General features: G+C 39.2%; 23 protein-coding genes and 1 pseudogene. 15 read left to right on the top strand and 9 right to left on the bottom strand.

What is annotated here, in order from left to right; genetic code table 11:
* Positions 1-34 precede the first annotated feature (34 nt).
* Positions 35-1,351, bottom strand: coding sequence for an MBL fold metallo-hydrolase (locus tag ACHABU_RS05995; RefSeq protein ID WP_435763327.1), 1,317 nt, complete (start codon positions 1,349-1,351; stop codon positions 35-37).
* A 257-nt stretch (positions 1,352-1,608) separates the two neighbouring features.
* Between ACHABU_RS05995 and ACHABU_RS05990 the strand changes: the two genes are divergently transcribed.
* The 4 genes and pseudogenes from ACHABU_RS05990 to ACHABU_RS05975 all read left to right on the top strand — a co-directional run bounded on the left by ACHABU_RS05990 (position 1,609) and on the right by ACHABU_RS05975 (position 4,155).
* The gene (locus tag ACHABU_RS05990) at positions 1,609-1,908 is read left to right on the top strand and encodes a DUF3006 family protein (protein ID WP_435763325.1); all 300 of its coding nucleotides are present in this window, start codon (positions 1,609-1,611) and stop codon (positions 1,906-1,908) included.
* A 15-nt stretch (positions 1,909-1,923) separates the two neighbouring features.
* Positions 1,924-2,499 (top strand): REP-associated tyrosine transposase, encoded by a 576-nt coding sequence (locus ACHABU_RS05985; RefSeq protein ID WP_435763323.1) that lies wholly within the window; start codon positions 1,924-1,926, stop codon positions 2,497-2,499.
* 123 nt (positions 2,500-2,622) lie between these two features.
* Positions 2,623-3,303 (top strand): hypothetical protein, encoded by a 681-nt coding sequence (locus ACHABU_RS05980; RefSeq protein ID WP_435763321.1) that lies wholly within the window; start codon positions 2,623-2,625, stop codon positions 3,301-3,303.
* 52 nt (positions 3,304-3,355) lie between these two features.
* Positions 3,356-4,155 (top strand): annotated as a pseudogene (locus ACHABU_RS05975) (polyphosphate kinase 2 family protein).
* On the opposite strand, the gene coaW reads toward ACHABU_RS05975, so the two are convergent.
* The gene (gene coaW / locus ACHABU_RS05970) at positions 4,144-4,944 is read right to left on the bottom strand and encodes a type II pantothenate kinase (RefSeq protein WP_435763319.1); all 801 of its coding nucleotides are present in this window, start codon (positions 4,942-4,944) and stop codon (positions 4,144-4,146) included. The pseudogene ACHABU_RS05975 and the gene coaW overlap by 12 nt on opposite strands.
* Positions 4,945-5,148: 204 nt before the next feature.
* Between coaW and ACHABU_RS05965 the strand changes: the two genes are divergently transcribed.
* The 10 genes from ACHABU_RS05965 (at position 5,149) to ACHABU_RS05920 (ending at position 16,007) form a co-directional block, all read left to right on the top strand.
* Positions 5,149-5,793 (top strand): 5-bromo-4-chloroindolyl phosphate hydrolysis family protein, encoded by a 645-nt coding sequence (locus ACHABU_RS05965; protein ID WP_435763316.1) that lies wholly within the window; start codon positions 5,149-5,151, stop codon positions 5,791-5,793.
* Positions 5,790-6,962, top strand: a complete 1,173-nt coding sequence (locus ACHABU_RS05960; RefSeq protein ID WP_435763314.1) for a toxic anion resistance protein — start codon at positions 5,790-5,792, stop codon at positions 6,960-6,962. Before ACHABU_RS05965 ends, ACHABU_RS05960 begins: the two co-directional genes overlap by 4 nt.
* A gap of 395 nt (positions 6,963-7,357) precedes the next feature.
* Positions 7,358-8,578: an NRAMP family divalent metal transporter gene (locus tag ACHABU_RS05955; RefSeq protein ID WP_435763312.1), complete on the top strand. Its 1,221-nt coding sequence runs from the start codon at positions 7,358-7,360 to the stop codon at positions 8,576-8,578.
* Positions 8,579-8,648: 70 nt separating this feature from the next.
* Complete coding sequence (gene pxpB, locus ACHABU_RS05950) at positions 8,649-9,371, top strand: 5-oxoprolinase subunit PxpB (RefSeq protein WP_435763308.1); 723 nt, start codon at positions 8,649-8,651, stop codon at positions 9,369-9,371.
* An 18-nt stretch (positions 9,372-9,389) separates the two neighbouring features.
* Positions 9,390-10,154 (top strand): LamB/YcsF family protein, encoded by a 765-nt coding sequence (locus tag ACHABU_RS05945; RefSeq protein ID WP_435763306.1) that lies wholly within the window; start codon positions 9,390-9,392, stop codon positions 10,152-10,154.
* On the top strand, positions 10,155-11,114 hold the full coding sequence (locus tag ACHABU_RS05940) for a biotin-dependent carboxyltransferase family protein (RefSeq protein WP_435763304.1): 960 nt from the start codon (positions 10,155-10,157) through the stop codon (positions 11,112-11,114).
* A 519-nt stretch (positions 11,115-11,633) separates the two neighbouring features.
* Positions 11,634-12,626, top strand: a complete 993-nt coding sequence (locus tag ACHABU_RS05935; protein ID WP_435763301.1) for a TRAP transporter substrate-binding protein — start codon at positions 11,634-11,636, stop codon at positions 12,624-12,626.
* Positions 12,627-12,702: 76 nt separating this feature from the next.
* Complete coding sequence (locus ACHABU_RS05930; RefSeq protein WP_435763299.1) at positions 12,703-13,191, top strand: TRAP transporter small permease; 489 nt, start codon at positions 12,703-12,705, stop codon at positions 13,189-13,191.
* Positions 13,172-14,437 (top strand): TRAP transporter large permease, encoded by a 1,266-nt coding sequence (locus tag ACHABU_RS05925; protein WP_435763296.1) that lies wholly within the window; start codon positions 13,172-13,174, stop codon positions 14,435-14,437. Before ACHABU_RS05930 ends, ACHABU_RS05925 begins: the two co-directional genes overlap by 20 nt.
* Before the next feature lie 154 nt (positions 14,438-14,591).
* Positions 14,592-16,007: a hypothetical protein gene (locus ACHABU_RS05920; RefSeq protein WP_435763294.1), complete on the top strand. Its 1,416-nt coding sequence runs from the start codon at positions 14,592-14,594 to the stop codon at positions 16,005-16,007.
* A gap of 94 nt (positions 16,008-16,101) precedes the next feature.
* On the opposite strand, the gene ACHABU_RS05915 is transcribed toward ACHABU_RS05920, so the two are convergent.
* On the bottom strand, positions 16,102-16,536 hold the full coding sequence (locus ACHABU_RS05915) for a substrate-binding domain-containing protein (RefSeq protein WP_435763690.1): 435 nt from the start codon (positions 16,534-16,536) through the stop codon (positions 16,102-16,104).
* A gap of 112 nt (positions 16,537-16,648) precedes the next feature.
* Here ACHABU_RS05915 and ACHABU_RS05910 point away from each other — a divergent pair, with 112 nt between their 5' ends.
* Positions 16,649-16,888, top strand: coding sequence for a transposase (locus ACHABU_RS05910; RefSeq protein WP_435763292.1), 240 nt, complete (start codon positions 16,649-16,651; stop codon positions 16,886-16,888).
* A 181-nt stretch (positions 16,889-17,069) separates the two neighbouring features.
* Here ACHABU_RS05910 and ACHABU_RS05905 read toward each other — a convergent pair whose 3' ends face one another.
* The 6 genes from ACHABU_RS05905 to ACHABU_RS05880 all read right to left on the bottom strand — a co-directional run bounded on the left by ACHABU_RS05905 (position 17,070) and on the right by ACHABU_RS05880 (position 24,156).
* Positions 17,070-18,521 carry an aldehyde dehydrogenase family protein gene (locus ACHABU_RS05905; RefSeq protein WP_435763688.1) on the bottom strand — a complete coding sequence of 484 codons (1,452 nt, stop codon included), beginning with the start codon at positions 18,519-18,521 and terminating at the stop codon, positions 17,070-17,072.
* 28 nt (positions 18,522-18,549) lie between these two features.
* Entirely contained in the window at positions 18,550-19,638 is a 1,089-nt protein-coding gene (locus ACHABU_RS05900; protein WP_435763290.1) for an NAD-dependent epimerase/dehydratase family protein, read from the bottom strand.
* 92 nt (positions 19,639-19,730) lie between these two features.
* Positions 19,731-20,705 (bottom strand): NAD(P)H-quinone oxidoreductase, encoded by a 975-nt coding sequence (locus ACHABU_RS05895; RefSeq protein ID WP_435763288.1) that lies wholly within the window; start codon positions 20,703-20,705, stop codon positions 19,731-19,733.
* Positions 20,706-20,733: 28 nt separating this feature from the next.
* A complete protein-coding gene (locus ACHABU_RS05890) occupies positions 20,734-22,494 on the bottom strand; it encodes a thiamine pyrophosphate-binding protein (RefSeq protein WP_435763287.1) in 1,761 nt (586 codons plus the stop codon).
* A 116-nt stretch (positions 22,495-22,610) separates the two neighbouring features.
* Positions 22,611-23,396 carry an amidohydrolase family protein gene (locus ACHABU_RS05885; RefSeq protein ID WP_435763285.1) on the bottom strand — a complete coding sequence of 262 codons (786 nt, stop codon included), beginning with the start codon at positions 23,394-23,396 and terminating at the stop codon, positions 22,611-22,613.
* On the bottom strand, positions 23,389-24,156 hold the full coding sequence (locus tag ACHABU_RS05880) for an amidohydrolase family protein (RefSeq protein WP_435763283.1): 768 nt from the start codon (positions 24,154-24,156) through the stop codon (positions 23,389-23,391). The genes ACHABU_RS05885 and ACHABU_RS05880 overlap by 8 nt, the downstream gene beginning before the upstream one ends.
* Between the last annotated feature and the right edge of the window lie 74 nt (positions 24,157-24,230).

Below are 24,230 nucleotides of genomic sequence, written 5' to 3'. Positions count from 1 at the left end.
GGTCGAAAAAAATACCCTTAAGTGATGTTTCATTTTATGAGCATGCCAAGCCTTCACTTTTTATATCTGCGATTCTTGCTGGCCCTATTCCACTAATGCGACTTAGGTCATCGACAGAATGATAAGGTCTTAAATCAATGAGATCCTGTGCTCGTGCTGGTCCAATATGGATAATACCTTGAACTTCTTCCGTCGAAGCAGTATTAATATGAATACAGGAACTGTCGGTGGGAGCATCACTAGATGAATCCGCATCAGCATCGGGTTCTTCCTCAGCTTCCGATTCTACCGGCGTCGTTGCTGGCGCACTCCCAGGACTAACTGTTCCATCTTTATTTGTCGCAATTTGATAGCTTTCCCCATCGGTAGTGACGATAATCGTGCCATGGACATCTGTTCCGTAAAGCTCGATACCAGTATTTTGGATAAGCGAAACAACTTCCGTACTGGGATGCCCATAGCTATTGCTGGACCCTGCGCTATAAATGGCAACAGATGGATTGACTGCATCAATAAAGGCAGGATCACTGGATGTATTTGACCCGTGATGTCCGAGCTGAAGAATATCTGCCTGTATGTCAATTCCGCTGTTCATCATTTTCAATTCATCACTTCTGCCGGCATCGCCTGTAAATAAAAATTCCGTGCTGCCGTAAGTGAAAAGTAATGAAACAGACTCCTCATTTGTCTTGCCGGATATACTGGAAGGGTAAAGCACATCGATTTCGAGCGGTCCAATTTCGTATTCCTCACCGGTTCGTGGCTCATGGAAATCTGCGCCACTGTTTATCACCGCTTCCATTCCTCTTTGAAATGTCTGTGAAGAGCTTTCATTCCCAGAAAGCCAAACCTCCCCGACATCAAATGTATTCACCACTTTTTCAAGCTGCCCGATATGATCGGCATCCGGGTGACTGACAACAACCAAATCAATAGAAGAAACGTTCTGCGACTGGAGGTAATTTACGACCTCACTTCCTCGCCAGTCTCCTGTGTCGAAAAGGATAGTATAGTCGCTACCTTCCTCCGAATACTGAAAAAGCGTTGCATCTGCCTGCCCAACATCGATGTAATGAACCTTTAAATCAGAACGTAAGGTATCTTGGCTGACTTCTTCTTCTGTTGCTGTTTCTGCTTCAGCAGTCTCATCTTCTATTGTAGCGGTCTCTTCTGATGTCTCGCCTTCTTTTTCTTCTACTTCAGGTTCTGGAACTACATTTTCTTTATCTGCTGTTTTAGCCTCGATACCATCATCAACATGACTATTCTCATTCGTTTGAGTTGCTCCATCCTGGCCGCATGCAACAAGAAAAACAGTTAGAATCATCATCAGTAAAAATCTTGTATTCAATTATATTCCCCCATATGTTTACATTCTCATTAAGCTTACCAAAGAATAGCAGTTAAATCTATGTGATTTTAGTCCGTGACTTTTAAAACTTAATAAAAATAGAATTTTATGTATCGTTTTACAGGAAACTTTTCGATTTTATCCCTAGGGAAAAATGCGTTTTCAAGGTGTTTACATCCTCGGTTTTACAATTTTACAGAGATGAAAGTTTTCGGGACAGTTGGCATAATGAAGAAAATAGAAAGGAGGAAGATTTTATGAAAAATTCTGTGGAGGGGAGACATCAGTTGTATGTTCTTACTGTAACTGTAATAGCAGGATTCCTGGCATTTTTATTATTCACTAGCATTGTTTTATCACAAGGAGAGGCAGCAAAAGTGGAGGTTACCGGCTTCATAGACCGATTTGAGAATGACATGGCAGTCATCCTACTGGAAGAAGAAGGGGAAGAAATTGTCCTGCCAAAAGCACTCCTCCCACTAAACAGCAAAGCCAACACCCACCTCACTATCGAACTGGTGCCTGTCACTCCCCGAATGATGTCGAAAAATAATTAGATAGGATAGGGAATTATGCCAAGAAATAAGCGCGTCTGGATTCCGGATACGTATTACCATATTTCATCACGCGGGAATCGGAGGGATCTATTATTTAAGGAAGAGGCAGATTACAAAGTCTTTTTTAAGATACTACGCAATGTCCACGAGAAAAGCCCATTTAAGTTAGCTTCCTACTGCCTCATGTCTAACCACTACCATTTGCTGCTTAACACGACCGAGCAACCAATATCCAAAGTGATGTCCATGGTAAATAAGCGGTATGCAGACTATTTCAACACAAAGAATAATGTAAGTGGACATGTTTTTGAAAAACGTTTTTTTGACAAACCGATTGGTACATCCTATGGCCTGCTGGAAGTTAGTCGCTACATCCACTTGAATCCTGTTGAAGCAGGAATTGTACATCGGGCAGAAAATTATCCATGGAGCAGTTACCGACACTATTTCTATAATTCCCAGTCACAGTTATTGAATAAAAACGATATACTGCAATGTTTACCAGGCGATGAAATTGGAAAGAGAAGAAAGTATGATGTTTACGTGAACAAAACAGATGAAAATATTATTCTTGCTAATATTGGTGAATAAATTCGACAAATTTCGGGGAGTGACAGGCACTGCAGCTCTGGTGAGTCCTCTTTCGCCCGAGTCAGGCAGGAGTTTTCGACTTTGTAGCGAATAGGTATAGAAAAGGGAAAGTAGGTCGATTTTATGATAGATTCCATGGACATATTTGCAAAATTGGATGGTATTTTGACGAAGGAAGCGATTGATAAGGCGCAGAATGGGGAACATGTGAATGAATGGCAACGGGCATCTTACGCTGTCATTATAAACTATTTCGCGAATTCTGCCGGGAAGCACTCGGAAAAAAACTGGGTGAAGCGGATCGCATTTACGTATTCCTGGTTACAGAGCGTTCCAAAGTCGGCAACACTGTCAACCATAGACGAGAATTTCATTACGATGGAAAAGCATTTCCTACATGCCAAACTAAAGAAAATCAAATTTATCGATACAGAAGAAGAGAAAATGATTCGTTTTAAAAAGAAGCAATATAATCTGAATGAATTTCTAATCCCAATCAGTTCCATGATCTATGAAAAAGAAAATATCGCCAGCCAACTTCCGACATTGACGAAGTTCTTGCATTTTATGTTTCCGCAGACTTTCCCGATGTTTGAAAAAAATGTGTGCAAATCGATTTTCGGATCTTCTTTTCAATCCTATAACAGATACTACAGTTATATGGAAGGATTGAAAACGTACATGAATGAAGGTACAAATAATCTCTATATCGAGAAAATAGCGGAGAAACACGGAATCTCCCCGCTGTATTTGATCGATCTCACATTGAATTTGAATTTCGATGCTAAAACACCTGACGCCTAAGGATGTCAAAATCGTAGAGATCGATTTAAGCAAACTAGATCATCATAAAAAAATGGATAAAGTAACTTATAAAAAAGGATTGGATAAATATCAAAAACGGCAAATGAGCTTACAACGGAAAATTGTCGATGAAAATCTTAGTGTCCTTCTCGCATTTGAAGGGGTCGATGCGGCTGGAAAAAGGTGGAGCTATTAAGCGTCTGACTTCTGAGCTCGCTCCAAGAGGTGTTGCGGTACACCCGATATCTGCACCGAAGCCACACGAACAAAGATATCATTATATGCAGCGATTTTGACGGAAGATCCCTCAATATGGTTCGGGGTTTTTGACCGTTCCTGGTATGGCAGGGTGCTTGTTTAACGGATTGAAGAATTTGCGACAAATGAAGAATGGAAACGGGCCTATAATGAAATAAACCACTTTGAAAAATTAGTAACAGATGATCACTACATTCCCCTGAAGTTTTGGATTCAACTATCAAAAGATGAGCAATTGGGACGCTCCTGAGAAACGTCAAAATGATCCATTGAAAAGCTGGAAAATAACGGATGAAGACTGGCGAAACCGAAAAAAATGGGACAATTATGAAACGGCAGCAATAGAAATGCTGCGGCGAACCGACCATGATTATGCACCATGGATTGTCGCCTGAGGGAAATAACAAACGTTATGCACGTGTAAAGGTTCTTAAAAGTACGGTCCACCATATAGAAGATTATTTGAAAGAGGCAGGTATCGAATTACCGGAATACGATTTGTTTGAGGAGTATGTCGGGCTAAGCATCCCAGGTCAAGCCCGACTAATTGTAGCAGGGCTTGCTTCCGGTTACTGCCAGCTGTTACAAAAGTAAAGCGCCAATTGCACCTGCATATGGCCCCCTAGAAAGGAAAACAGGCACATATGGCATGCGATCTTGAAAACTGCTTAATACGTCTTGAAGTGTTTTATTTCGGTCTAATGTACTTCCGACAAAAACAATTTCCTGCATATTTTTTGCAACGGCCGCTTGTCCGGCAAGTAGAATAATGGTCTCCCCAATTAACTGTAGGAGTGCAGCCATATGATCCTCTGTCGTTGCGGAACCATTGTCATGTGCTTTACCAAAATTCGCTGCAGTGAGTTCACCGGAAAGTGGTGCTTCATCAGGAGCGTAGATATCTTTTACTAATAAATCACTGTTTTTATGATTCCCTTTTGCGGCTAATTCAACGAGCTTGAGGTAATCTTTTTCACCTGTAATCAGTGAACCGAGCCCCATGAATGTGCCTCCACCAATACCGCTTCCCGATAATCGCTCCGAATGTGCTGGTGTGACATGAAAAATGGATGTCCCCGTTCCAATACTGACAACAGTATATTCATTACTAGGACTATGTTTTTCCTGATTGCGCAAATAACGTGTGCCCTCTATGATTGCCTTGAATTCGTCTACTTGACGGATTCTTTGAGTTGCATCTGTGGTCAAATAATCGCTTTTTCCACCTGTCACATGAAGTGTAGCATCAGGGGCGACACTTGCCAGCCATCGCAGAAGTTGCTCCCTATCCTGATTGGGGTATGTTTTCACATGAAGTCTACCGCTCTCCTCATAGGCAAGCTTTATCAGGGAACCTCCAGCATCAATACCGATTCTTCTCATAAATATAACTCCCTCCAAAAACAATTTTACTCTTACCCTATCATATCGCACACCTCCACATTCGACAAAATTCGGGAAGTGACAGGCACTGTTCGGTTTTTTGGGTGAAACCTTTTGCAGGAAGCTATCGTAGTAGTATAATAGTAGGTATAGGTTATCATTAATTAAAAATCTTCCAGGATTTTTATATAGGAGTTGATGGATGTGCGGGCTGTATTCCAATTTATGATTCAGTCAATGACAGGTTTTTTAGGTACGGTTTCAACAGGGTTGGTCAGCTTTTTCGCTTTTGGGCAAACCATTTTGCTCTCGAGTTTATTCGCCATTGCTGGTGGAGTTGTTGTGTACCTTACTTCCAAGCAAATCTTGGATTACCGCTTTGTGAAAGTGAATGGATTGACGAGGCGGGAATATAAATTTATCGAAAATAATCTAAAAGAAGCAAAACATAAAATATCAAGACTGCAAAAGTCACTATTTCGTGTACGGTCGATGCAGCATGCCAAGCAAAATCTCGAAATTGCACGAACTGCACAGAAAATATATGCAAACGCAAAAAAAGAACCGAGGCGCTTTTACCAGGCGGAAGGATTTTTTTACAATCATCTTGATTCCCTCGTGGAACTGACGGACAAGTATGCGTATCTGTCATCGCAGCCAGCCAAAACAAGAGAAATGGAAAAATCATTGCGGGATACGAGGCAGACAGTTGGAATGCTTGGTGAATCCATCAAAAAAGACTTGCACATTATGCTTGATGATGATGTCGACACATTGCACTTCGAACTTGATGTGGCCAAGCAGTCCATCAGCAGAACGAAAAAGGATAACAGGAGGTTAACAAAATGAATCAACAAAACGAGGGCAAACGATCTGAGGAAATGGATGATTTACTTGCTAATCCATTTGGCGTGCAAAAAGGTGAAGAAGCCTCAGCACCTATCAAACAACCTCATCAACAAACAGACAAGCCTGAGAAATTAATTAATAAATTACCTGAAGAAGGCCGCGAGCGGGCAATGCAACTGGCAGAGCAAATTGACCCACAAAACAATCAGTCGATTGCCCAATATGGAACAGAGGCACAATCGAAACTGTTGGAGTTTTCCCATGGTATGCTAGAACATGTCCAAAATCAGGATGTTGGTGAGATCGGATCGATTCTAACGGATCTAATGAAAAAGCTCGAACAGGTTAACCCGGATGAACTGAAGCCAGAAAAGCGAGGCATCTTTTCCCGCGTCTTTGGGAAAATTTCCGGTTCCGTGAACGAGATCCTTTCCAAGTACCAAAAAACAGGTGCCCAAATTGACCGGGTCAGCGTTAAACTGGATCGGAGCAAGGACGCATTAATGTCAGATAATACGATGCTGGAACAGTTATTTGATAAAAACAGAGATTATTATGATGCCTTAAATATTTATATCGCTGCAGGTGAAGTGAAGCTGGAGGAATTGGAGAACCAGACTATTCCGGAACTGAGAAGAGTAGCAGAAGTGAGCCAAAGTCAGATGGATTTTCAGAAAGTCAACGACATGATGCAATTTGCTGATCGTCTGGAAAAAAGGACACATGACCTAAAGCTGAGCAGACAGATCACGATGCAAAGTGCACCACAGATTCGACTTATACAGAATACAAACCAGGCCTTGGTTGAAAAAATTCAATCGTCCATCCTAACAGCTATTCCACTTTGGAAAAATCAGGTTGCAATCGCACTAACACTACTAAGACAGCGTAGTGCAGTCGAAGCACAGAAACAAGTATCGAAAACGACGAATGATCTACTCTTGAAAAATGCAGAGATGCTAAAAACAAATACAGTCGAAACAGCGAGAGAAAATGAACGAGGCCTAATCGATATTGATACATTAAAACAAACACAGGAACATCTTGTTTCCACTATTGAAGAAACAATCCAAATCCAATCCGAGGGACGTGAAAAACGTCACCTAGCCGAAAAAGAATTACACGGAATGGAAGAAGAACTCAAACAAAAACTGCTTGAACTACGGTAGTGCCTGTCACTCCTCGAATTTTGTCGAAAAATAGAAGCTGTTGGTTTCTGTGCGTACGCACGGATGCTAACGGCTTTTTCGTTTAGGATGTGTGTGAAGGAAATCCGGCCTTGGGAATCCCTCTGTCATGCCCCGTGAAGGTAGCAATTCCCAAATTCCAAAATACTAAAAAAAACATCGTATGGTATAATAATAGGGCTGTTTTATAAAAGTTTGTTGTTACTGCGATAAAAACCTGCATACTGTGACGTAACATAACGCTTTGGAGATACACTTCGCTTTTCCGTGGGCTCAGCTTTAGCCTCTTCCTTGGAGCCATTTTATCGTTTTTACTAATAAATGAAGAATCAGGGAAACATCCTACTATACGAAGCGGAAAAAAGGAGAGTGACAACATGTCCCAAAAAGAACCAGTGATACTGTCGGAGAAAGATAAAAAGAATAGAAAAAATTCGCTGATTGGTGCTGCTTTTCTGATGGCTACCTCAGCAGTCGGACCAGGTTTTCTAACACAGACAGCTGTATTTACGGAAACCTTGCTTGCTAGTTTCGGTTTTGTTATATTAGCATCGATATTCCTGGATATTGGTGCACAGCTAAATGTTTGGCGAATTATCGCTGTTTCCAGAATGCGGGGCCAAGAGATTGCCAATGCAGTTCTGCCGGGACTTGGTTTTGTTGTAGCGATTTTTATCGTGATTGGTGGTCTTGCTTTTAATATTGGGAATATTGGTGGTGCAGGGCTTGGTACCAATGCACTGCTGGGATTTGATCCAAGAGTTGGTGCTGTAATTACAGCTATTATTGCGATTTTTATATTTTTATCAAAAGAAGCCGGAGCAGCGATGGACCAAATCGTGAAATGGCTTGGTGGCATTCTGATTATTTTAATTGCGTATGTGATGTTCGTGAGTCAGCCACCAGTCGGGGAAGCAATCTATCGTTCATTTGTTCCTTTAGAGCTTGATTTTTATGCCATTATAACGATCGTTGGTGGTACGGTTGGTGGGTATATCACATTTTCCGGTGGACATCGCTTGCTGGATGCCGGTATTTCCGGAAAGGAAAGCATTCCTGAAGTGACGAGAACATCTGTTATGGGGATTTTGGTAGCATCATTTATCCGTATTATGCTATTCCTTGCAGTTCTCGGAGTAGTTTCTGCAGGGATAAGTCTTGATCCAGCCAACCCAGCGGCAACTGTATTCCAACATGCAGCAGGAGAAATTGGTTATCGCATGTTCGGGCTTGTGCTTTGGGTTGCCGGGATTACATCTGTTATCGGTGCAGCCTATACATCCGTATCATTTCTGCGGTCATTCCATAAAAAGATTGAAGAATATTATCGTTATTGGATCATTGGCTTTATTATTTTTTCAACCACCATTTTCGTGTTTATCGGTGAGGCAGTAACATTGCTCGTACTCGCCGGTGCTGTGAATGGATTGATTTTGCCGTTGACATTAGGATCCATCTTATTGGCAGCACATAATAAAAAAATTATCGGAGATTACAAACATCCCATATGGTTGACTGTGTTCGGTGTGATTGTCGTTCTTTTAACAACATATCTAGGAGTTAGAACATTAATCCAGACATTGCCACAATTGTTCTAACCAAAAAATGGTACAATAAAAAGGCGAGAAATCCGTTTCTCCTTTTATTCTTCATAGGTGGTGGATACGAGTGTTTCAAATTAGTGCTTATGGAGATGCAGGCTTACGGGTTCAATTTGGGGAAATAATCTCTAAGAAAACGAATGAGCAAATCCGGAATTTTTGTCTGTATCTAAAAGAAGAAAATATACCAGGTGTTATCGAATGGATCCCAACATATACATCGGTTTCTATTGTTTATGACCCTTATTACATTTTGTATGATTCATTAAAAAAGCGAATCGAACTAATGCAAAATCAACTATCGGCCATCGAATTGCCTGCAGCTGAGGTCATTCATATTCCGGTGCTTTATGGGGGAGAAAAAGGACCTGACCTTGAACAGGTTGCATATTTAAATGGGCTTGCTGAGTCAGAAGTGATTTCGATTCATTCTGGAACAGATTATTTAATTTACATGATGGGTTTTATCCCAGGTTTTCCATACTTAGGTGGAATGTCTGAGAAAATTGCCGCGCCAAGACTTTCGAATCCGCGTCCAAAAATCCCATTAGGATCGGTTGGTATTGCCGGTGAACAGACCGGAATTTATCCACTCGAGTCGCCAGGAGGTTGGCAGATTATTGGACAAACACCAGTGAAAATATATGATCCAAATCGGGAGACACCTATTTTGCTTCGAGCAGGGAATTATGTTCGATTTTTGCCAATCAATGCAGAGGAATTTGTAGCAATTGAGAAGGATATAGAGGCAGGAAATTATATTCCTCACATTGAAAAACGGAAAGAATGAAGATGGGAGAGAGGTACGATGGCACATCATGTCGACCTGAACAGCGATTTGGGAGAAAGTTTTGGTGCATATACAATTGGGCAGGATGATTTAGTGATGAACTATATATCCTCTGCCAATATTGCTTGCGGCTATCATGCCGGCGATCATAACGTTATCCAGCATACGGTAAAAAAAGCGACGGAAAAAAATGTCGGTCTTGGAGCACATCCCGGACTGCAGGATTTAATTGGATTTGGGCGTCGTCCAATGAAAATGGACCCAGAAGAAGTCTACAATCTTGTTGTATACCAGGTAGGTGCGGTCGATATGTTTGCCAAAATTAATGGGAATAGATTAAATCACGTAAAACCGCATGGTGCTTTATACAATATGGCTGCCAAAAATCAAGAGATTTCTCAGGCGATTGCTGAGGCTGTTTATGCTATCCATCCAGGTCTTATTCTCTTTGGATTGGCAGGCAGTGAACTTGTTCATATGGGCAGAAAATCAGGACTGTCTGTTGCGGAGGAAGTTTTTGCTGACCGTACATATCAACCGGATGGCTCTTTAACTTCAAGAACGCTTAAAAACGCGATGGTAGAAGATGCTGATGAAGCAGTCCATAGAGTCATTCGGATGGTGAAAGATGGAAAAGTGGAAGCTGTGGATGGCTCTGATATAGCTATTCAAGCAGACACGATTTGCATTCATGGAGATGAACCAAAATCATTGGAGTTTGCAAAGAAACTGTCTAAAGAGTTGATCGCAGAAGGTATTTCTATAGAAAAAGTAGGGGAATAAATGGGGAAACTATTTGAAGTTATAAAGTCAGGATTGGCAACATCTGTCCAGGACCTTGGACGGACTGGTTATCAGCAATATGGTGTTGTCGAATCAGGTGCAATGGATGGTTATGCATTGCAAATTGCAAATATACTTGTTGGCAATCGTCGGGATGAGGCTGTTCTTGAGGTCGTTATTATGGGGCCGGAGCTTTGTGTACTAAAAGATACGGTACTTGCGATTTGTGGTGCGGATTTATCCCCAGAATTGGATGGAGAACCAGTGGCTATCTGGAAATCCTTTTCAGCTAAAAAGGGACAACGCGTAACATTTGGGCAACCGAAAATTGGTAGTTATGCATATATTGCTGCAGCGGGTGGCGTTAATTCCCCTGTTGTCATGGGAAGCAAGTCTACATATCCAAAAGCAGAATTAGGTGGTTTCGAAGGTCGTAATCTGCAAAAGGGTGATCGTCTGGAAGCAGGAGAAGCGAGTAAGCCCTTGAAGCAACTTTCCGGACGTGGACTATCGGAACGGGCTGTGCCAGATTACGGTAGACAGAGGAAAATCCGTGTCGTATTGGGACCAGATTTGTTTGCTTTTACGGACAGTATGGTAGAAGCGTTTTGCACGTCCCAATTTAAAATGACCACACAGTCTGATCGAATGGGCTACCGTCTGGAAGGACCGGAGCTTTCGCATGTGGATGGAGCTGATATTATTTCAGATGCCATTTTACCCGGAGCAATACAAGTTCCTGCAAATGGGCAGCCTATCATTTTATTGGCAGACAGGCAAACGACCGGTGGCTATACAAGAATTGCAACAGTTATTTCCGTTGATCTTCCCTATGTTGTCCAAAAGTTGTCCGGCAGTATATTGCAGTTTGAAGCGGTGAGTGTGGAGGATGCGCAAAAACTGTATGTAGAACGGGAAATTTTATTGCGAAAGCTAAGTTTACGGGCTGGAGTACTGTAAATGTAGTAATGGATAGGTGACAATCATTATTACTAATGAATTTTGTCGAAGGATAAAGGTAATACACGGACAATTTTCGGCAAAATATTTCCCGGGGAATAAAAAAGCAGCAATTCTTTTACTCTTAAGTAGAGAAGAAGAATTGCTGTTTTTTTATGCAACTAAGCCATTCGCCGAAAAAGGCTTGGCGCATGTCAAGTTTTCTAACAAAATAGAAGTTTCTTCCTTGTGATAAAAACTGACAAGGAATGAATTTTCTATAAATAGGAAATATTCCTATAAACCCTATTTACAAACAATTTTAAATTAGGTAGTATATATTTTAATCATTGTTTTATTTAGACGCTGAATTCGTTACCATAGCCATCATTTTGTTGTCATTAAAGTAGGAAAAAGTATTTGAACTATTTTCTGAAAAAACGATATTATCCAGGTGGCCATTAAGGAGGTTTACATAAAACGACAAATATTGAGTAGGAAGTTGGAATTACAAATAGAAATAGCAATGGGGAGGCAATTATGTTGAAAAAGAGAATTGGAATACTAGTACTAATGATGACTGCAATCTTATTTATTGCAGCTTGTAGTTCAGATACAGACAGTGAAGAGGTTTATACATTACAGGCAGGGCATTCACTGCCAGATGATCATCCATATCACTTGGGGTTACTGGAAATGGCTGAGAATGTAGAGGAAAGAACAGATGGTAGAGTAGTAATTGAAGTTTTTCCTTTTAGTGAACTCGGAGCTGAACGCGAATTAACAGAAGGAATGACATTGGGGACGGTTGACCTTGTCGTATCATCTACTGCACCAGTAACTAATTTTGTACCGGAATTGGCCGTATTGGATGCTCCATTTATTTTTAATGACCGTGAATCCGCGGTTGAGATCCTGGAGGGTGAAATTGGGGATGAGTTATTTGCGGCATTGGAAGAACAGGGAATTATAGGTATGTCCTGGGCTGAAAATGGATACCGTCACATCACAAATAGCACCCACCCAATTGAAAAACCAGAAGACTTAAATGGGGTAAAAATTAGAACACAAGAAAACGAGATTCACTTGGCTGCTTTTGAAGAAATGGGAGCCCAGCCAACTCCAATGGCATGGACAGAGGCTCTTACAGCGCTTCAGCAAGGAGTTGTGGATGCACAGGAAAATCCGGCTATCGTTGCTGATCAGTACAGTCTTTTTGAAGCCAATCAACAATATATGACATTGACTGGCCATGTTTATTCTGTAGCAATTTATATGATGAGCAAGCAAACACATGACGAGCTCCCTGAAGATTTGCGGGAGATTGTACTCGAGGAAGGACAGCGCATTGGGGCTGTTGAACGGGACATGATTATAGAGATGGAAAAAGAATCGATTGAAACTTTAAAAGAGCAAGGAATGGAAATTATTGAAGAAGTTGACGTTGCACCATTCCAGGAAGCTGTTAGTCCCGTATATGAATTAGTAGAACATCAGGAACTTTTAAACAAAATTTTAGAAGCACAAAAGTAAATAGGTTTTAGCTGAATGGGGAAACAGGAGGAATACTACTTTCTCCTGTTTCTCCCATTAATAGGGAGTAGATACAATGCAGCGAATCGTTAGTTACATAAATTCCGGTATGAAACATATCCTCAATCTCATTATGGCGGTTCTCGTATTCTCCACCTTTATGCAGGTGATTTTCAGGTTCTTTTTAAGTAACCCACTTGCATGGACGGAAGAGTTGGCTCGCTATTGTTTAATCATTTTGACTTTCCTCGGTGCGGCTTACGCGATGTCCTTAAAACAACATATCGGCATCGAGTTTCTAGTAGATAAATTTCCACCTGCTGGAAAGAAAGTAATGCAGGCAATCGCACTGCTTGTCTGTTTGTTATTTTATTTACTTATGATCTTTCAAGGTTTTAATCTTGCAGCGAGTGCCATGAGCCAATTATCTCCAGTACTTCGCATTCCGATGGGTGTTCTATACTTAGTTATTCCAATTAGTGGTTTACTTCTTGCAGTTAATCACCTGTCCAACTTTGTGGAATTATTGAAGGGGGGCAGCGTACATGACGATTCTGTTATTTAGTTTGATGATCTGTTTATTTTTCATTAATGTGCCGATTGCAATTGCCCTTGCAATGGCTGCATCTTTTATTTTCCTCATTCAAGGTGATGTTTCCTTAGTCGTTATTATGCAGCGGATGTTTAATTCGGTCGATTCATTTCCATTGCTTGCTATACCGTTCTTTATCCTTGCAGGTAAGTTGATGGAAAGTGGAGGGATTTCCAAAAGACTTATCGATTTTGCCAACGTCATTTTTGGTAGAGTCAATGGGGGTTTGGCAATTGTCTCGATTGCAGCCTGTGCATTTTTTGCAGCAATTTCAGGTTCTGCGGCTGCAACAACAGCAGCAGTTGGATCGATTTTAATTCCTGCGATGGTGAAAAAGGGATATGATAAAAGTTTTTCTACGGCGATTCAAGCAGCTGGTGGGACAATCGGTGTTATGATTCCTCCAAGTGTTCCGCTTGTATTATACGGGGTTACTGCAGGAGTATCAATCAGCGAACTATTTATAGCAGGAATTATTCCAGGTGTACTTGTTACGCTGTCTTTAATGATACTAGTTTATATTATCTCTTTAAAACAAGGCTATGGTGGTGGTGAATCTTTTACTTCGAAGGAAATTGTGAAAGCTTTTCTTGATGCGATCTTAGCTATCATGATGCCTGTCATTATTTTAGGTGGTATTTATGGAGGGATTTTCACACCAACCGAAGCTGCGGTCGTTGCAGTTGTATATGGATTAATCGTAGGACTATTCATTTACCGGGAAATTCATATCAAAGATTTGCCTGATATATTTTCATCTGCAGTTGTTACGAGTGCGGTAATTATGTTTATTATTGCGGGCGCCTCTGTGTTCGGTTATTACTTAACGAGGGAAAGGGTACCAAGAGAATTGGCAGAATTTATGCTTGGTATTACAGATAACTGGATTATCGCATTACTTATCATTAACTTGCTGCTCTTAATTGTAGGCACGTTTATTGAAACGTCTGCAGCAATTATTATTATGACGCCTATTCTTGCACCTATTGCAACTGTATTGGGGATTGATCTCATTCATTTTGGAATTATCATGATCGTCAACCTTGCCATTGGGTTTATCACTCCTCCTGTTGGGGTTAACTTATTTGTTGCTTCCAATATTTCAGGGACAAAAATCGAACATGTCATACGGGCCATCATACCGTTTGTGTTGGTGATGGTCATAAGTTTACTAATTATTTCTTTTGTACCAGCATTGAGTATGCTGTTAATTGATTAAGAAATGACTTTTTTGATGCTGCATACCTCATTTGGGGGTATGCAGTTTCTAGTAAAAGAGCAGTCTTTAGAATAAGGAACATACCAACGGCTCTGGACGAAAGATGAAATTTATGAAAAGATAAGAATAAAAAAGTTACTTAGGAGCATTTACCATGAAGATAGTCAATCAATGGGGAATTACCATTTCCATCATCATCTTTACGATTCTGCATTTCTACACCTATTTTTATGAAAATACAATTCTTCTGAATCTCCTCTCCATCAGCGGCATGGGAATTTTCTTCTTTGCTGTAATCATCTATACACCTCCTAAAATTAAAATGCCATTTGGGCTGTTTATTGTAGGAATGATCATTTTAATCTTTTCGGATACATCGATGATCCAGGGTGTGATGAATGGATTTTTGCAGATGCGGAATATAATTGGTTTACTCGTTATTGTGCCGATGATCAGCTGGGTGCTGCGTGAAGAACCTTACCTGGAAGCAATTATGGGTTTTGGCCACCGTCTGTTAAATACGAGCAGGAAGTTTTATTTTGGGATTATTTCTTTTACCCAAATAATCGCATACTTTCTGTTATTTGGGTCGATTCCAATGATGTATCAATTTGTGAACATGATCTTAAAAGACGAGAAGGGTGAAGCATGGGAGCACTTCAAGGGAACTGCTGTACTTCGCGGATTCGCGCTCTCTGTCATGTGGGTGGTCAGTATTCCAAGTTTTGCATTTGTAGTGGAAACTATGGATGCAAATCTTGGAATAACAATTATGCAAGGGATGATCGTATCGATTATTGGCATCTTTGTAGCGCTGATCTTTTCTAAATACGAGGAGAAAAAATATGGCGTGAATCTGACAGCAGGATTAACAACCGAAATAGAGGATCTCCTCAGCCATTCTTCCAACAAAAAAGAAATGAACCGCAACGTTATTGAGTTTGCTGTCTTATTTATATCGCTTTTCGGTTCCATATTTATATTAAATGCTTTTGTGAAAGTGGAACTGCTTATTCTGATTCCACTAGTCGTTATGGTATGGATTGTTACTTATTATGTGATCAAGCGCAAAATAAATAACTTGTTTAATAATACAAAAAGTTATGTGCAAAAGGATATGGCACGTCAATCTTATCAGCTCTGTGTCATGCTGGGCGCTGGAATACTCATTTTCGCACTGACTCAGACGGGGTTTGCAAGTTTCGTTGTGAACGGTATTTATTCCATACAGGAGACCCTACCTTTCCTAAATGTCTTATATTTCTTGCCATTTATGGTTATTATTCTAGGTTTTGTCGGTCTTGGACCACTTACGGTAATGGTCCTTGTAGCAGGAATCCTGGAAACTATTTATCTCCCATATCCACCAGAACTTATTGTGCTCGTAATTACGCTTGGGAGTTCTATTTCCATCCTTTTATCGCCAGTACTCATGCCCATTATTATATTGAGTAGTGCCAATGGATTGAGCGGGTTTAAGAATGGGGTGCTGTTTAATTGGAAGTATGCGCTCGTTATTTATGTGCTGGTGATGGGGTATGTGCAGGTGAGGGTTTATTTGGGGTGGTAGGTGATTAGTGACCTAGGTATTGTAATCCAAATTATAAACAAAGATAGAAAAGCGCTAAAACAATTAAGTCGCTTTCTATCTTTATATATTCCATTTATAATTTTTTAACATCCAATGTGCGGATAAAACTAACAAATGCATGAACAATATTCAGCTTCAGCGAATCTTCATGATAATACATCCATGTTTTGCGTGTAATCGGGTCGCCTAAATGATTATATAAAGGTTTGGTGATAAGTTCAGGGTAAGGCCGTACTACTAAATCCGCTAAAATAGCATAGCCCAATCCATTGATAACCATCTCTTTACATGTTTCCACTTGATTGACTTGAATATTTATATTTGGGCTTTGCTTGTAATTATTGTACCACCAAATATCTACAAGATTTTTCATTCGTTCATCCGTAAAGTAATCAATACGCGGTAATGTAGGAAGGGTTTCCCATTCAAAATCCCATGGAGATGCGATGCAAATATTTTCCTCATAGAGTAGTTCTTTTTGCTCCTTCCAGGGATAGTCACCTTTGATATCTATACACGGTCCTTTGAGGAATACTTTGGCAGGTTGAATCGATTACACTTAGTTAGACATAAAAATAAGGGCAAGTAGAATAATAGATAACTAGTGAGGAGAATCTACTTTGTCCAGAAAAAGAAGAACGTTTACAACGGAGTTTAAAAAGCAAGTGGTTGCTTTATATAAAAATGGAAAAAGCCGCCAAGATATTGTCAGTGTATACCAATTAATTTCATCTGCTTTAGACAGATGGATTAATCAATTCCAACAGTCTGGATCTTTTAAAGAGAAAGATAATCGAAGCCCTGAAGAACAAGAATTGATGCAGCTACGAAAAAGAAATAAGCAGTTACACCAAAATTAAAATCCTTTAATATCAAGGTTTATGAGGTGCCATATAACCCATTTTAGCCCTTTTACAAAATTTTTGCCGTAACTCGGGTTAAGATGGGAAACCGATATAAAAGGAAATAAAACTAGGAGATAAAAAACAAAATGAACAACCACTTTCAGATGGTTGTTCATTTACATTCATTTTATTAATCTTATTGAATCGAATTATTGATAACTACTAATTTTTGAACGGTCATTTCTTCCACTGCATACTTAATTCCTTCTTTTCCTATTCCACTTTCTTTCACTCCACCATATGGCATGTGGTCGACTCTAAATGTAGGGATATCATTGATGATTACTCCACCAACTTCTAGTTGTTCCGTACTATAGATTGCTTTTCGTATATCTTTTGTATAGATTCCAGCTTGAAGTCCATATCTTGAGTTATTTACTTCACTTATCGCCTCGTCTAATGTAGAAAAAGAATTAATCACTACGATTGGAGCGAATACTTCTTGGCATGATACTTTTAAGTCAGGAGAAGCATTTGTAATAACGGTTGGCAATAATACATTTCCTTTGCTCGTTCCTCCTAAACAAATCTTAGCACCACTGTTTCTTGCTTCATCGATCCAAGAAAGCGCGCGTTCAACATCGTTACTTGTAATAAGTGCTGAAACATTGGTTTGCTCATCCAGCGGATCACCAGTTTTTAACTTCCTTGTTTCTTTTACAAATTGTTCTACAAATGATTCATATAAATTTTCATGCACATAAATTCTCTGAAGCGAAATACATACTTGGCCTTGATATGAAAAAGCACCTTGGACACAACGACTTACAACTTGTTCGATATCCGTGTCTTGGTCGACAATTAAAGCAGAATTGGATCCAAGCTCTAAGACAATTTTTTTCAGTCCGGCTTTTTCTCTTATTTGTTTTCCTACTTCTGGGCTACCAGTAAATGTAATCATTTTTACGTTATCGTGTTTAACCATATAATCACCAACCGTTTTGCCTCTACCGGTAATGACGTTGATTGCTCCTTTTGGTAAACCAGCCTTTTGAAGTAACTCTACTAAAAATAAAGAAGATAGTGGTGTTTGGGAAGCTGGCTTTAAAACAACTGTATTTCCTGTTGCAATGGCAGGTCCTACTTTATGTGCTACTAGATTCATTGGAAAATTAAATGGGGTGATGGCCCCTATCACTCCCAATGGCTCCATTTTTGTATATCCAATTCTACCCGTGCCACCTGGAGCGGCATCCATCGGTAGCGTTTCCCCATATAATTGATTCGCTTCCTGTGCGCTAAATCGATACGTTTGGATCGTCCGTTTTACTTCCTCTCTAGCCGTAGCAATTGGCTTCGCAGCTTCTATTGAAATTAGCTCAGCTGCTCGATCAAAATTTTCTTTTAATAGATTGGTAAGATTATAGAGTATTTCACTACGCTCATACGAAGCTAGCTTTCTCATACTCGTTTGTGCTTTTACTGCTGATTGAATGGCCATCTCAGCTTCTGCTTCAGAAGCCATTGGGATATGGGTAATGATTTCTCCGTCATATGGTGAATATAACGGAGCATATTCTCTTGCTTCAAACCATTCCCCATCGATAAACAGTCGTTGTTTTTCTGCTACTTTCGTTTTTAACAAAATGATTTCCTCCCTAATAAATATTTTAATTTTACGGTCTTGGTAGAAATCCCTTATCTTGATAGAGTTTAAGCCAATTTATAAACATATGTTCAGAGTCAATATATTCCGTAAAACCAGCTTGTCTTAGCTTGATATCTGAATAGAGGTTTGGGTATTGCATCTCTTTATGTCCATAAGCAAAAAATCGGTCCCCATATTCTAGTGAGTAGCCAACAAATTCAAATAGCGACGGGGATATTAAATCGTATTTTTCTCGAATTTTATCCCATTCGTCGACATACTTAGGTAATTCTGCCTTTAAGGAAAACGGAATATTTTCACCTGGTTGCATGCGCAATGTTTCTGCTATGTTTTTCCAAATGGTTGACCATACAAAAACATCCCCATTTGTAATATTAAAGATCTCATTATAGGCGGTATTCGCTTCACCAGCCCAAGAAATTGCACTTGCTAATAAATCTGCATCAGTGGCAACTCGAATCGTTTCCACACCACCCGGAAAATAAAGTGGTTTATTTCGTTCTTTTAAAATGGTTGCATATACACCCAATACTGGGATAATATTCATCGCACTGCCAATCGATTCTCCGACAATAAGTGCAGGCCTAAAGATGGTCCAGCTCCAATCTTTACCTACTTGTTTTTCTTTTAAATAGTCCTCTTGTAGCCAATAGAAATTCGGTTGTTCACGCATTTCAGATATTCCTTCACGTGCCGGATTTTGAATGGATTTAACATGTACACCATATGCCTTTGCACCTTGTAATAAAGTTACATGTTTTAAGTTTTTTGCAGCTTTTTCAAAAGGCTCAAACATGTTTCGAAGCATTTGATCGTTCGTCTTTATTTGTTCTTCATCTACCCATCCATCAATTAAATTAGGTTTCTCATAAAGGGCGGTATAAACTATATGAGTTACGTCATTCATCGTGCTAAAAAACTTATCACATTGGTTTTTATCCATTAAATCTACGGAGATAAATTGAGAACCATAAGTATCTAGTGGTTTTCTTCTAGAAACAACGATAACTTCACAATTCTCTTTGGAAAAATATTTTAATGCGGCATACCCAACAAGGCCAGAGGCTCCGACGATTAAAACTTTTTTATCTGTCATTTTGGCATCCTTTCTAAATCTAATAATATCGATTACGATCACTATGGAATACTGTTACTACTAATAGATTTCTAGTATCACCAAATACGGACTTAATGGATCTTTAATATGACTTTTCCTATATTTTTATTATTTTCCACGTAGTCGTGGGCTTTATTGGCATCTTCCCAATCGAACACGGTATCAATGACTGGAATCAACTCTTTCTTTAAAAACTTCTCGATCGAAAACGAATAGAACTCCTTTGTTAGGGAAATTTTATCCTCTTTCGATTTTGTTCTCAATGTGGACCCTTTCAGTAAAATCCTTTTTGCCATTAACGCTTTTAAATTCACTTCCACATGAGTTCCACCCATTACAGCAACGATAATCCATCTACCATCCGTTGCAATTGATTTTAAATTTTTTTCCCAGTATGAAGATCCAACAAAGTCAATAATAACGTTTACTCCTTTTCCATTCGTAATCTCATGGACTCTATCAGAAAAAGATTCTTTTTTATAATTAACCGTATAATTTGCACCAAGAGACTTACATACCTCTAACTTTTCATCTGTTCCTGCTGTGACAATAGATTTTGCACCAATTACTCTTGCTAACTGGATAGCGGCCGTTCCTACACCACTAGCACCAGCATGTATTAATACAAACTCATCCTTTTTTAACTCGGCTAGTTTAATTATATTTAAGTATGCAGTTAAATAAACCTCTGGAATCGCTGCAGCTTCCTCAAACGAGAATTCATTTGGTATTTTCATGGCCATACTGGATGGGATGGTTACTTTTTCCGCATACCCTCCACCAGGTAGCAAGGCACAAACACGGTCTCCGATTCTCAAATCGGTGACCCCTTCTCCTAATTCTTCAATTACTCCAGCCATTTCCAGCCCAAGAATTTCACTTTCTCCTTTTGGCGGGGGGTAATTTCCCTTTTTTTGAGAAAGATCTGCTCGGTTAACTCCTGATGCATGGATTCGAACAAGGATTTCCCCTTCCTTAGGAATAGGATCTTCTTCTTTTCCGATGTATAATTGCTGCGTTTCTTTATTTACCTGTACTGCTTGCAACGGCTTTCCTCCTAACTATGATTAAAATCTATTTACGGTTTCTCATTAATGTAGATTGTGCTTTTCTAAAACTCTCTTGATCTGTTGTCACGATATCGATGACAGTCGATTTTTTTGACTCTTTCGCTTTTTGTAGTGCTTCTCCAATTTTATCTGGATCTGTAACTCTAATTCCTTCACATCCAAGCCCTTTTCCTATCTTACTATAGTCATGTTCCCCATAAACGGAGGCAATTTGTCGCGCTCCTTGGTTATTTTTCACCCAGCCAAGCGCAGAATTGTTTAACACGATAACCGTAATTTTTAAGTCATATTGTATCGCAGTTAATAATGCATTCATTGTCATTGGGAAGCCACCATCACCACAAACGGCAAAGACTTCTGAATCACGATGAACTAATTTTGCAGCTAATGCTGCTGGCATCGCATATCCCATTGCACCAGAGGCAGTTGGTGCAATGATACTTCTTGGTGATTTTGTTTGTAAGTGTTTGGTCAATAATACTCTGTTTTCCCCTGAATCGAAGGTAATAATGGATTTTTTATCGATTACTTCTTCTAGCTCTTTCGCTACTCGTTGAGGCAAGATTGGCGTATCATCTGAATATTTTTCATCGGCACACATAAAAGCTTGCTGTTCTTTTCGTGCTTTAATTTCTTCCGTTCTATTGTTTAATTCAAAATCTGTTAGTCTTAAGCGATTCACATTCATATAATCTTTGATTTGATTTAAAATCGTTTTTGCATCGCCTATTAAGGATAGATCCACAGGATACGTCCAGCTTGCATTTTTCTCTTCAATATCAATTTGGATGATATTCTGTTTAGCAGGATTGATTAACTCTTCACTTTCAAAGACAGTATCAGTTGGAGTTAATCTGGAGCCAACTACTAAAACAGTGTCTGCTTCCGAAAGAAACTCATTCGCTACATCATGTCCCCAATTTCCCATCACACCTACTGAATGCTGATGCGTCTCTTCAAGAGCACTCTTACCACCAGCGGTCGTACCAACAGGAGCACCAATTAGCTCCGATATTTCTCTTAATTCATCGTTTGCCTGAGCCAGGTTGACTCCACTTCCTGCAATAATAAATGGCTTTTTAGAAGTCAAAAGCTTCTCACTAGCCTGTTTGATTTTGTCAACTGTTTCCGATCTATTAGCAAATTTCATATAATTTCTCGTATGATATATTTTTGGTCCATCTTCTTTTACTTTATCTTTAAACGCATTACTATGGAATACGACCGAAACTGGGCCAGGGTTACCTGATATCGAATGTTTTATCGCAAGTTGTGTACTTTGGATCGCTTGTTCCGCGTTATATACAGCAGTAGTATATTTAGTCACTGCTTCCATGGATTTTTTAACATCATAGCCACCATATTCTCCTGTTCCAATTTGATATGGTGCATGATGAGAAAATGGTGCATTGTCAGACATGTCTGTCAGAATCAACATCGGACTTCCACCCTGCAGTGCTTCGATTGCCCCCATTGTTCCATTTGCAATGGCCCATGCACCTTGTGAAGTATAAACTCCTGGTTTCTTCGTTAATCGACCATATACTTCAGCCATAATACTTGCAACTTGTTCATGGCGTACAAGGATTGCTTTTACTTTGTCGTTATCATATAACTCAGGATACAACTTACTCATATTTCCACCAGGTAAACCAAATAAATATTCTACTTCAGCTTCTTCTAATACCTTACAAATGCCTTCTAGTGTAGTGGTTCCCGCCTCAATTGTTACTTTATTATTTATCTCTTGATCAACTGTTTTCATAATATAACTCCTCCTAATTTTTATGTTGGAACATGCATTCGTTCTAGCGCTCCAGCCCTGCGGTAAAAACTTATTTATTTTTGGAAAATAATTTGTATATGATATATTCAGAAAACTTATGTTAGTAAAGATTCAAAATTACTTTTTGATATCTTTTCTAGTTGTTCCTTCTCCAAAATGGACGTTTCTAATTTTAATGTGGAACATTCTGGATACCAATAAGGCAAGCCGGATCCAAATAATACTCTATCTTCTCCAACCGTTTTTGTTAATAGTTCTAATGAACGGAACGGTGTTTGAATAAATGACAAATCAAAATAAAGATTAGGATGATCCGTAAGCATTATTAATTCCTCGATTTCTGTAATTCTCATTCCACCTACGATCATTTTTGTCTGTTTATGGTTATTTAAAAAATCGGATAAACTACTATTATTTATTGGAGGTATCTTAGCCAAAGGATGATGTACCCTTTCATCTTCAAATCGATATGTGATATAGATAGGTACGTTTAAATCGGCTGCTTTCTCTAACATTTCATCCAATATTTTATTAGAAACAAGGGAATAGTCATGGTAAACAGGGAATAATCGAACTCCCTTTAAATTATAATTTTCTCTCAGGTTTACTAAATAATCGGAAGCATCATGCACATTAGGGCAAATCGTATAAAACGGATACAGTCTATCAGTATAATCCTTGATTTGATCATATAGACTAAGATTTACTTCTGTTAAATCACGGTCAATACAAAAAACACTGTCTAGGCTGGATACAAAGCCTTTTCTTATGCTTTGCCTGTCCATCATGTTAATAATATCTTCTATTTTAGTAACTCGCATCGTATGGAAAGGCCAATTTCCAATATACATATTGGCATCATGATAAGTCAGATTATGCATTTTCATCCCTCCCTAAAATACGCAAAAAATTTCCTCCTAAAATTTTCTGTTTTTCTTCTTCTGTTAGTTTGGAACCTATAATTTTCCCAATGGTTGAGGCAAAATCTACCCCTACAGAATCCGATCCATATACGAGACGTTCCACCCCTACGTGTTCAACAGCCTTCTCAATCATCCCAGCCTCCACAATTGGACTAGCAGTATCCATATACACGTTTTTATGAGGTTTTACTTTCATTACTGCTCGTTCATTGTGCGCCATAATAATCTTAACTTCAGGATATCTTTCCGCTAGATCAGCTACATCGACAGCTCTGGATTCATTAGGAAAATAACCAGTTGATTTATCCCATGTATGTTGAAGTATCGGTACACCATATTCAATTGCTGTTTCTACAACAGGAAAGAAACGTGGATCATTACACTTCGTTCCAGTCCACATTTTAACCCCGATCATCCCATAATCTTCAATTCCGCGTTTCACCTCATCTACGGTACCTTCATATGCAGGATTAATATAGGACCATCCCCAAATATGTTCAGGGAAGATTTGCATAATATCATGTAATTCTTTATTAAAAGATGCACATTGTTCCTGTGTTGGTTCATGTATTAACTTTGGCGGGTAATAACATCCCGGCCCTAATGCCGCAATACAAACTTTATCAATTCCGAAACGACTTGCTCCATCTAGAAAATCTTCTATTTCATTAATCGAATACGGATTTGTAACCACATGTGTATGGACATCAATAATCATTTTTTCACTTCCTTATTTTCATTTTGAGTTTGTAATATCAAATCTACTATTTCTTAAATATTACTTAGTAGATT

The sequence above is a fragment of the Oceanobacillus sp. CF4.6 genome (genome assembly GCF_051262635.1).
Taxonomy (GTDB): domain Bacteria; phylum Bacillota; class Bacilli; order Bacillales; family Amphibacillaceae; genus Oceanobacillus.
This window is presented reverse-complemented; position numbering and strand designations above follow the sequence as displayed.

What these genes read in the sequence shown, in the direction of transcription:
- ACHABU_RS05990 (WP_435763325.1), top strand. Translation starts at nt 1,609, where the DNA reads ATGAAAAATTCTGTGGAGGGGAGACATCAGTTGTATGTTCTTACTGTA.
- ACHABU_RS05985 (WP_435763323.1), top strand. Translation starts at nt 1,924, where the DNA reads ATGCCAAGAAATAAGCGCGTCTGGATTCCGGATACGTATTACCATATT.
- ACHABU_RS05980 (WP_435763321.1), top strand. Translation starts at nt 2,623, where the DNA reads ATGATAGATTCCATGGACATATTTGCAAAATTGGATGGTATTTTGACG.
- coaW (WP_435763319.1), bottom strand. Translation starts at nt 4,944, where the DNA reads ATGAGAAGAATCGGTATTGATGCTGGAGGTTCCCTGATAAAGCTTGCC.
- ACHABU_RS05960 (WP_435763314.1), top strand. Translation starts at nt 5,790, where the DNA reads ATGAATCAACAAAACGAGGGCAAACGATCTGAGGAAATGGATGATTTA.
- ACHABU_RS05955 (WP_435763312.1), top strand. Translation starts at nt 7,358, where the DNA reads ATGTCCCAAAAAGAACCAGTGATACTGTCGGAGAAAGATAAAAAGAAT.
- ACHABU_RS05945 (WP_435763306.1), top strand. Translation starts at nt 9,390, where the DNA reads ATGGCACATCATGTCGACCTGAACAGCGATTTGGGAGAAAGTTTTGGT.
- ACHABU_RS05940 (WP_435763304.1), top strand. Translation starts at nt 10,155, where the DNA reads ATGGGGAAACTATTTGAAGTTATAAAGTCAGGATTGGCAACATCTGTC.
- ACHABU_RS05935 (WP_435763301.1), top strand. Translation starts at nt 11,634, where the DNA reads ATGTTGAAAAAGAGAATTGGAATACTAGTACTAATGATGACTGCAATC.
- ACHABU_RS05930 (WP_435763299.1), top strand. Translation starts at nt 12,703, where the DNA reads ATGCAGCGAATCGTTAGTTACATAAATTCCGGTATGAAACATATCCTC.
- ACHABU_RS05925 (WP_435763296.1), top strand. Translation starts at nt 13,172, where the DNA reads ATGACGATTCTGTTATTTAGTTTGATGATCTGTTTATTTTTCATTAAT.
- ACHABU_RS05920 (WP_435763294.1), top strand. Translation starts at nt 14,592, where the DNA reads ATGAAGATAGTCAATCAATGGGGAATTACCATTTCCATCATCATCTTT.
- ACHABU_RS05900 (WP_435763290.1), bottom strand. Translation starts at nt 19,638, where the DNA reads ATGACAGATAAAAAAGTTTTAATCGTCGGAGCCTCTGGCCTTGTTGGG.
- ACHABU_RS05890 (WP_435763287.1), bottom strand. Translation starts at nt 22,494, where the DNA reads ATGAAAACAGTTGATCAAGAGATAAATAATAAAGTAACAATTGAGGCG.
- ACHABU_RS05885 (WP_435763285.1), bottom strand. Translation starts at nt 23,396, where the DNA reads ATGCATAATCTGACTTATCATGATGCCAATATGTATATTGGAAATTGG.
- ACHABU_RS05880 (WP_435763283.1), bottom strand. Translation starts at nt 24,156, where the DNA reads ATGATTATTGATGTCCATACACATGTGGTTACAAATCCGTATTCGATT.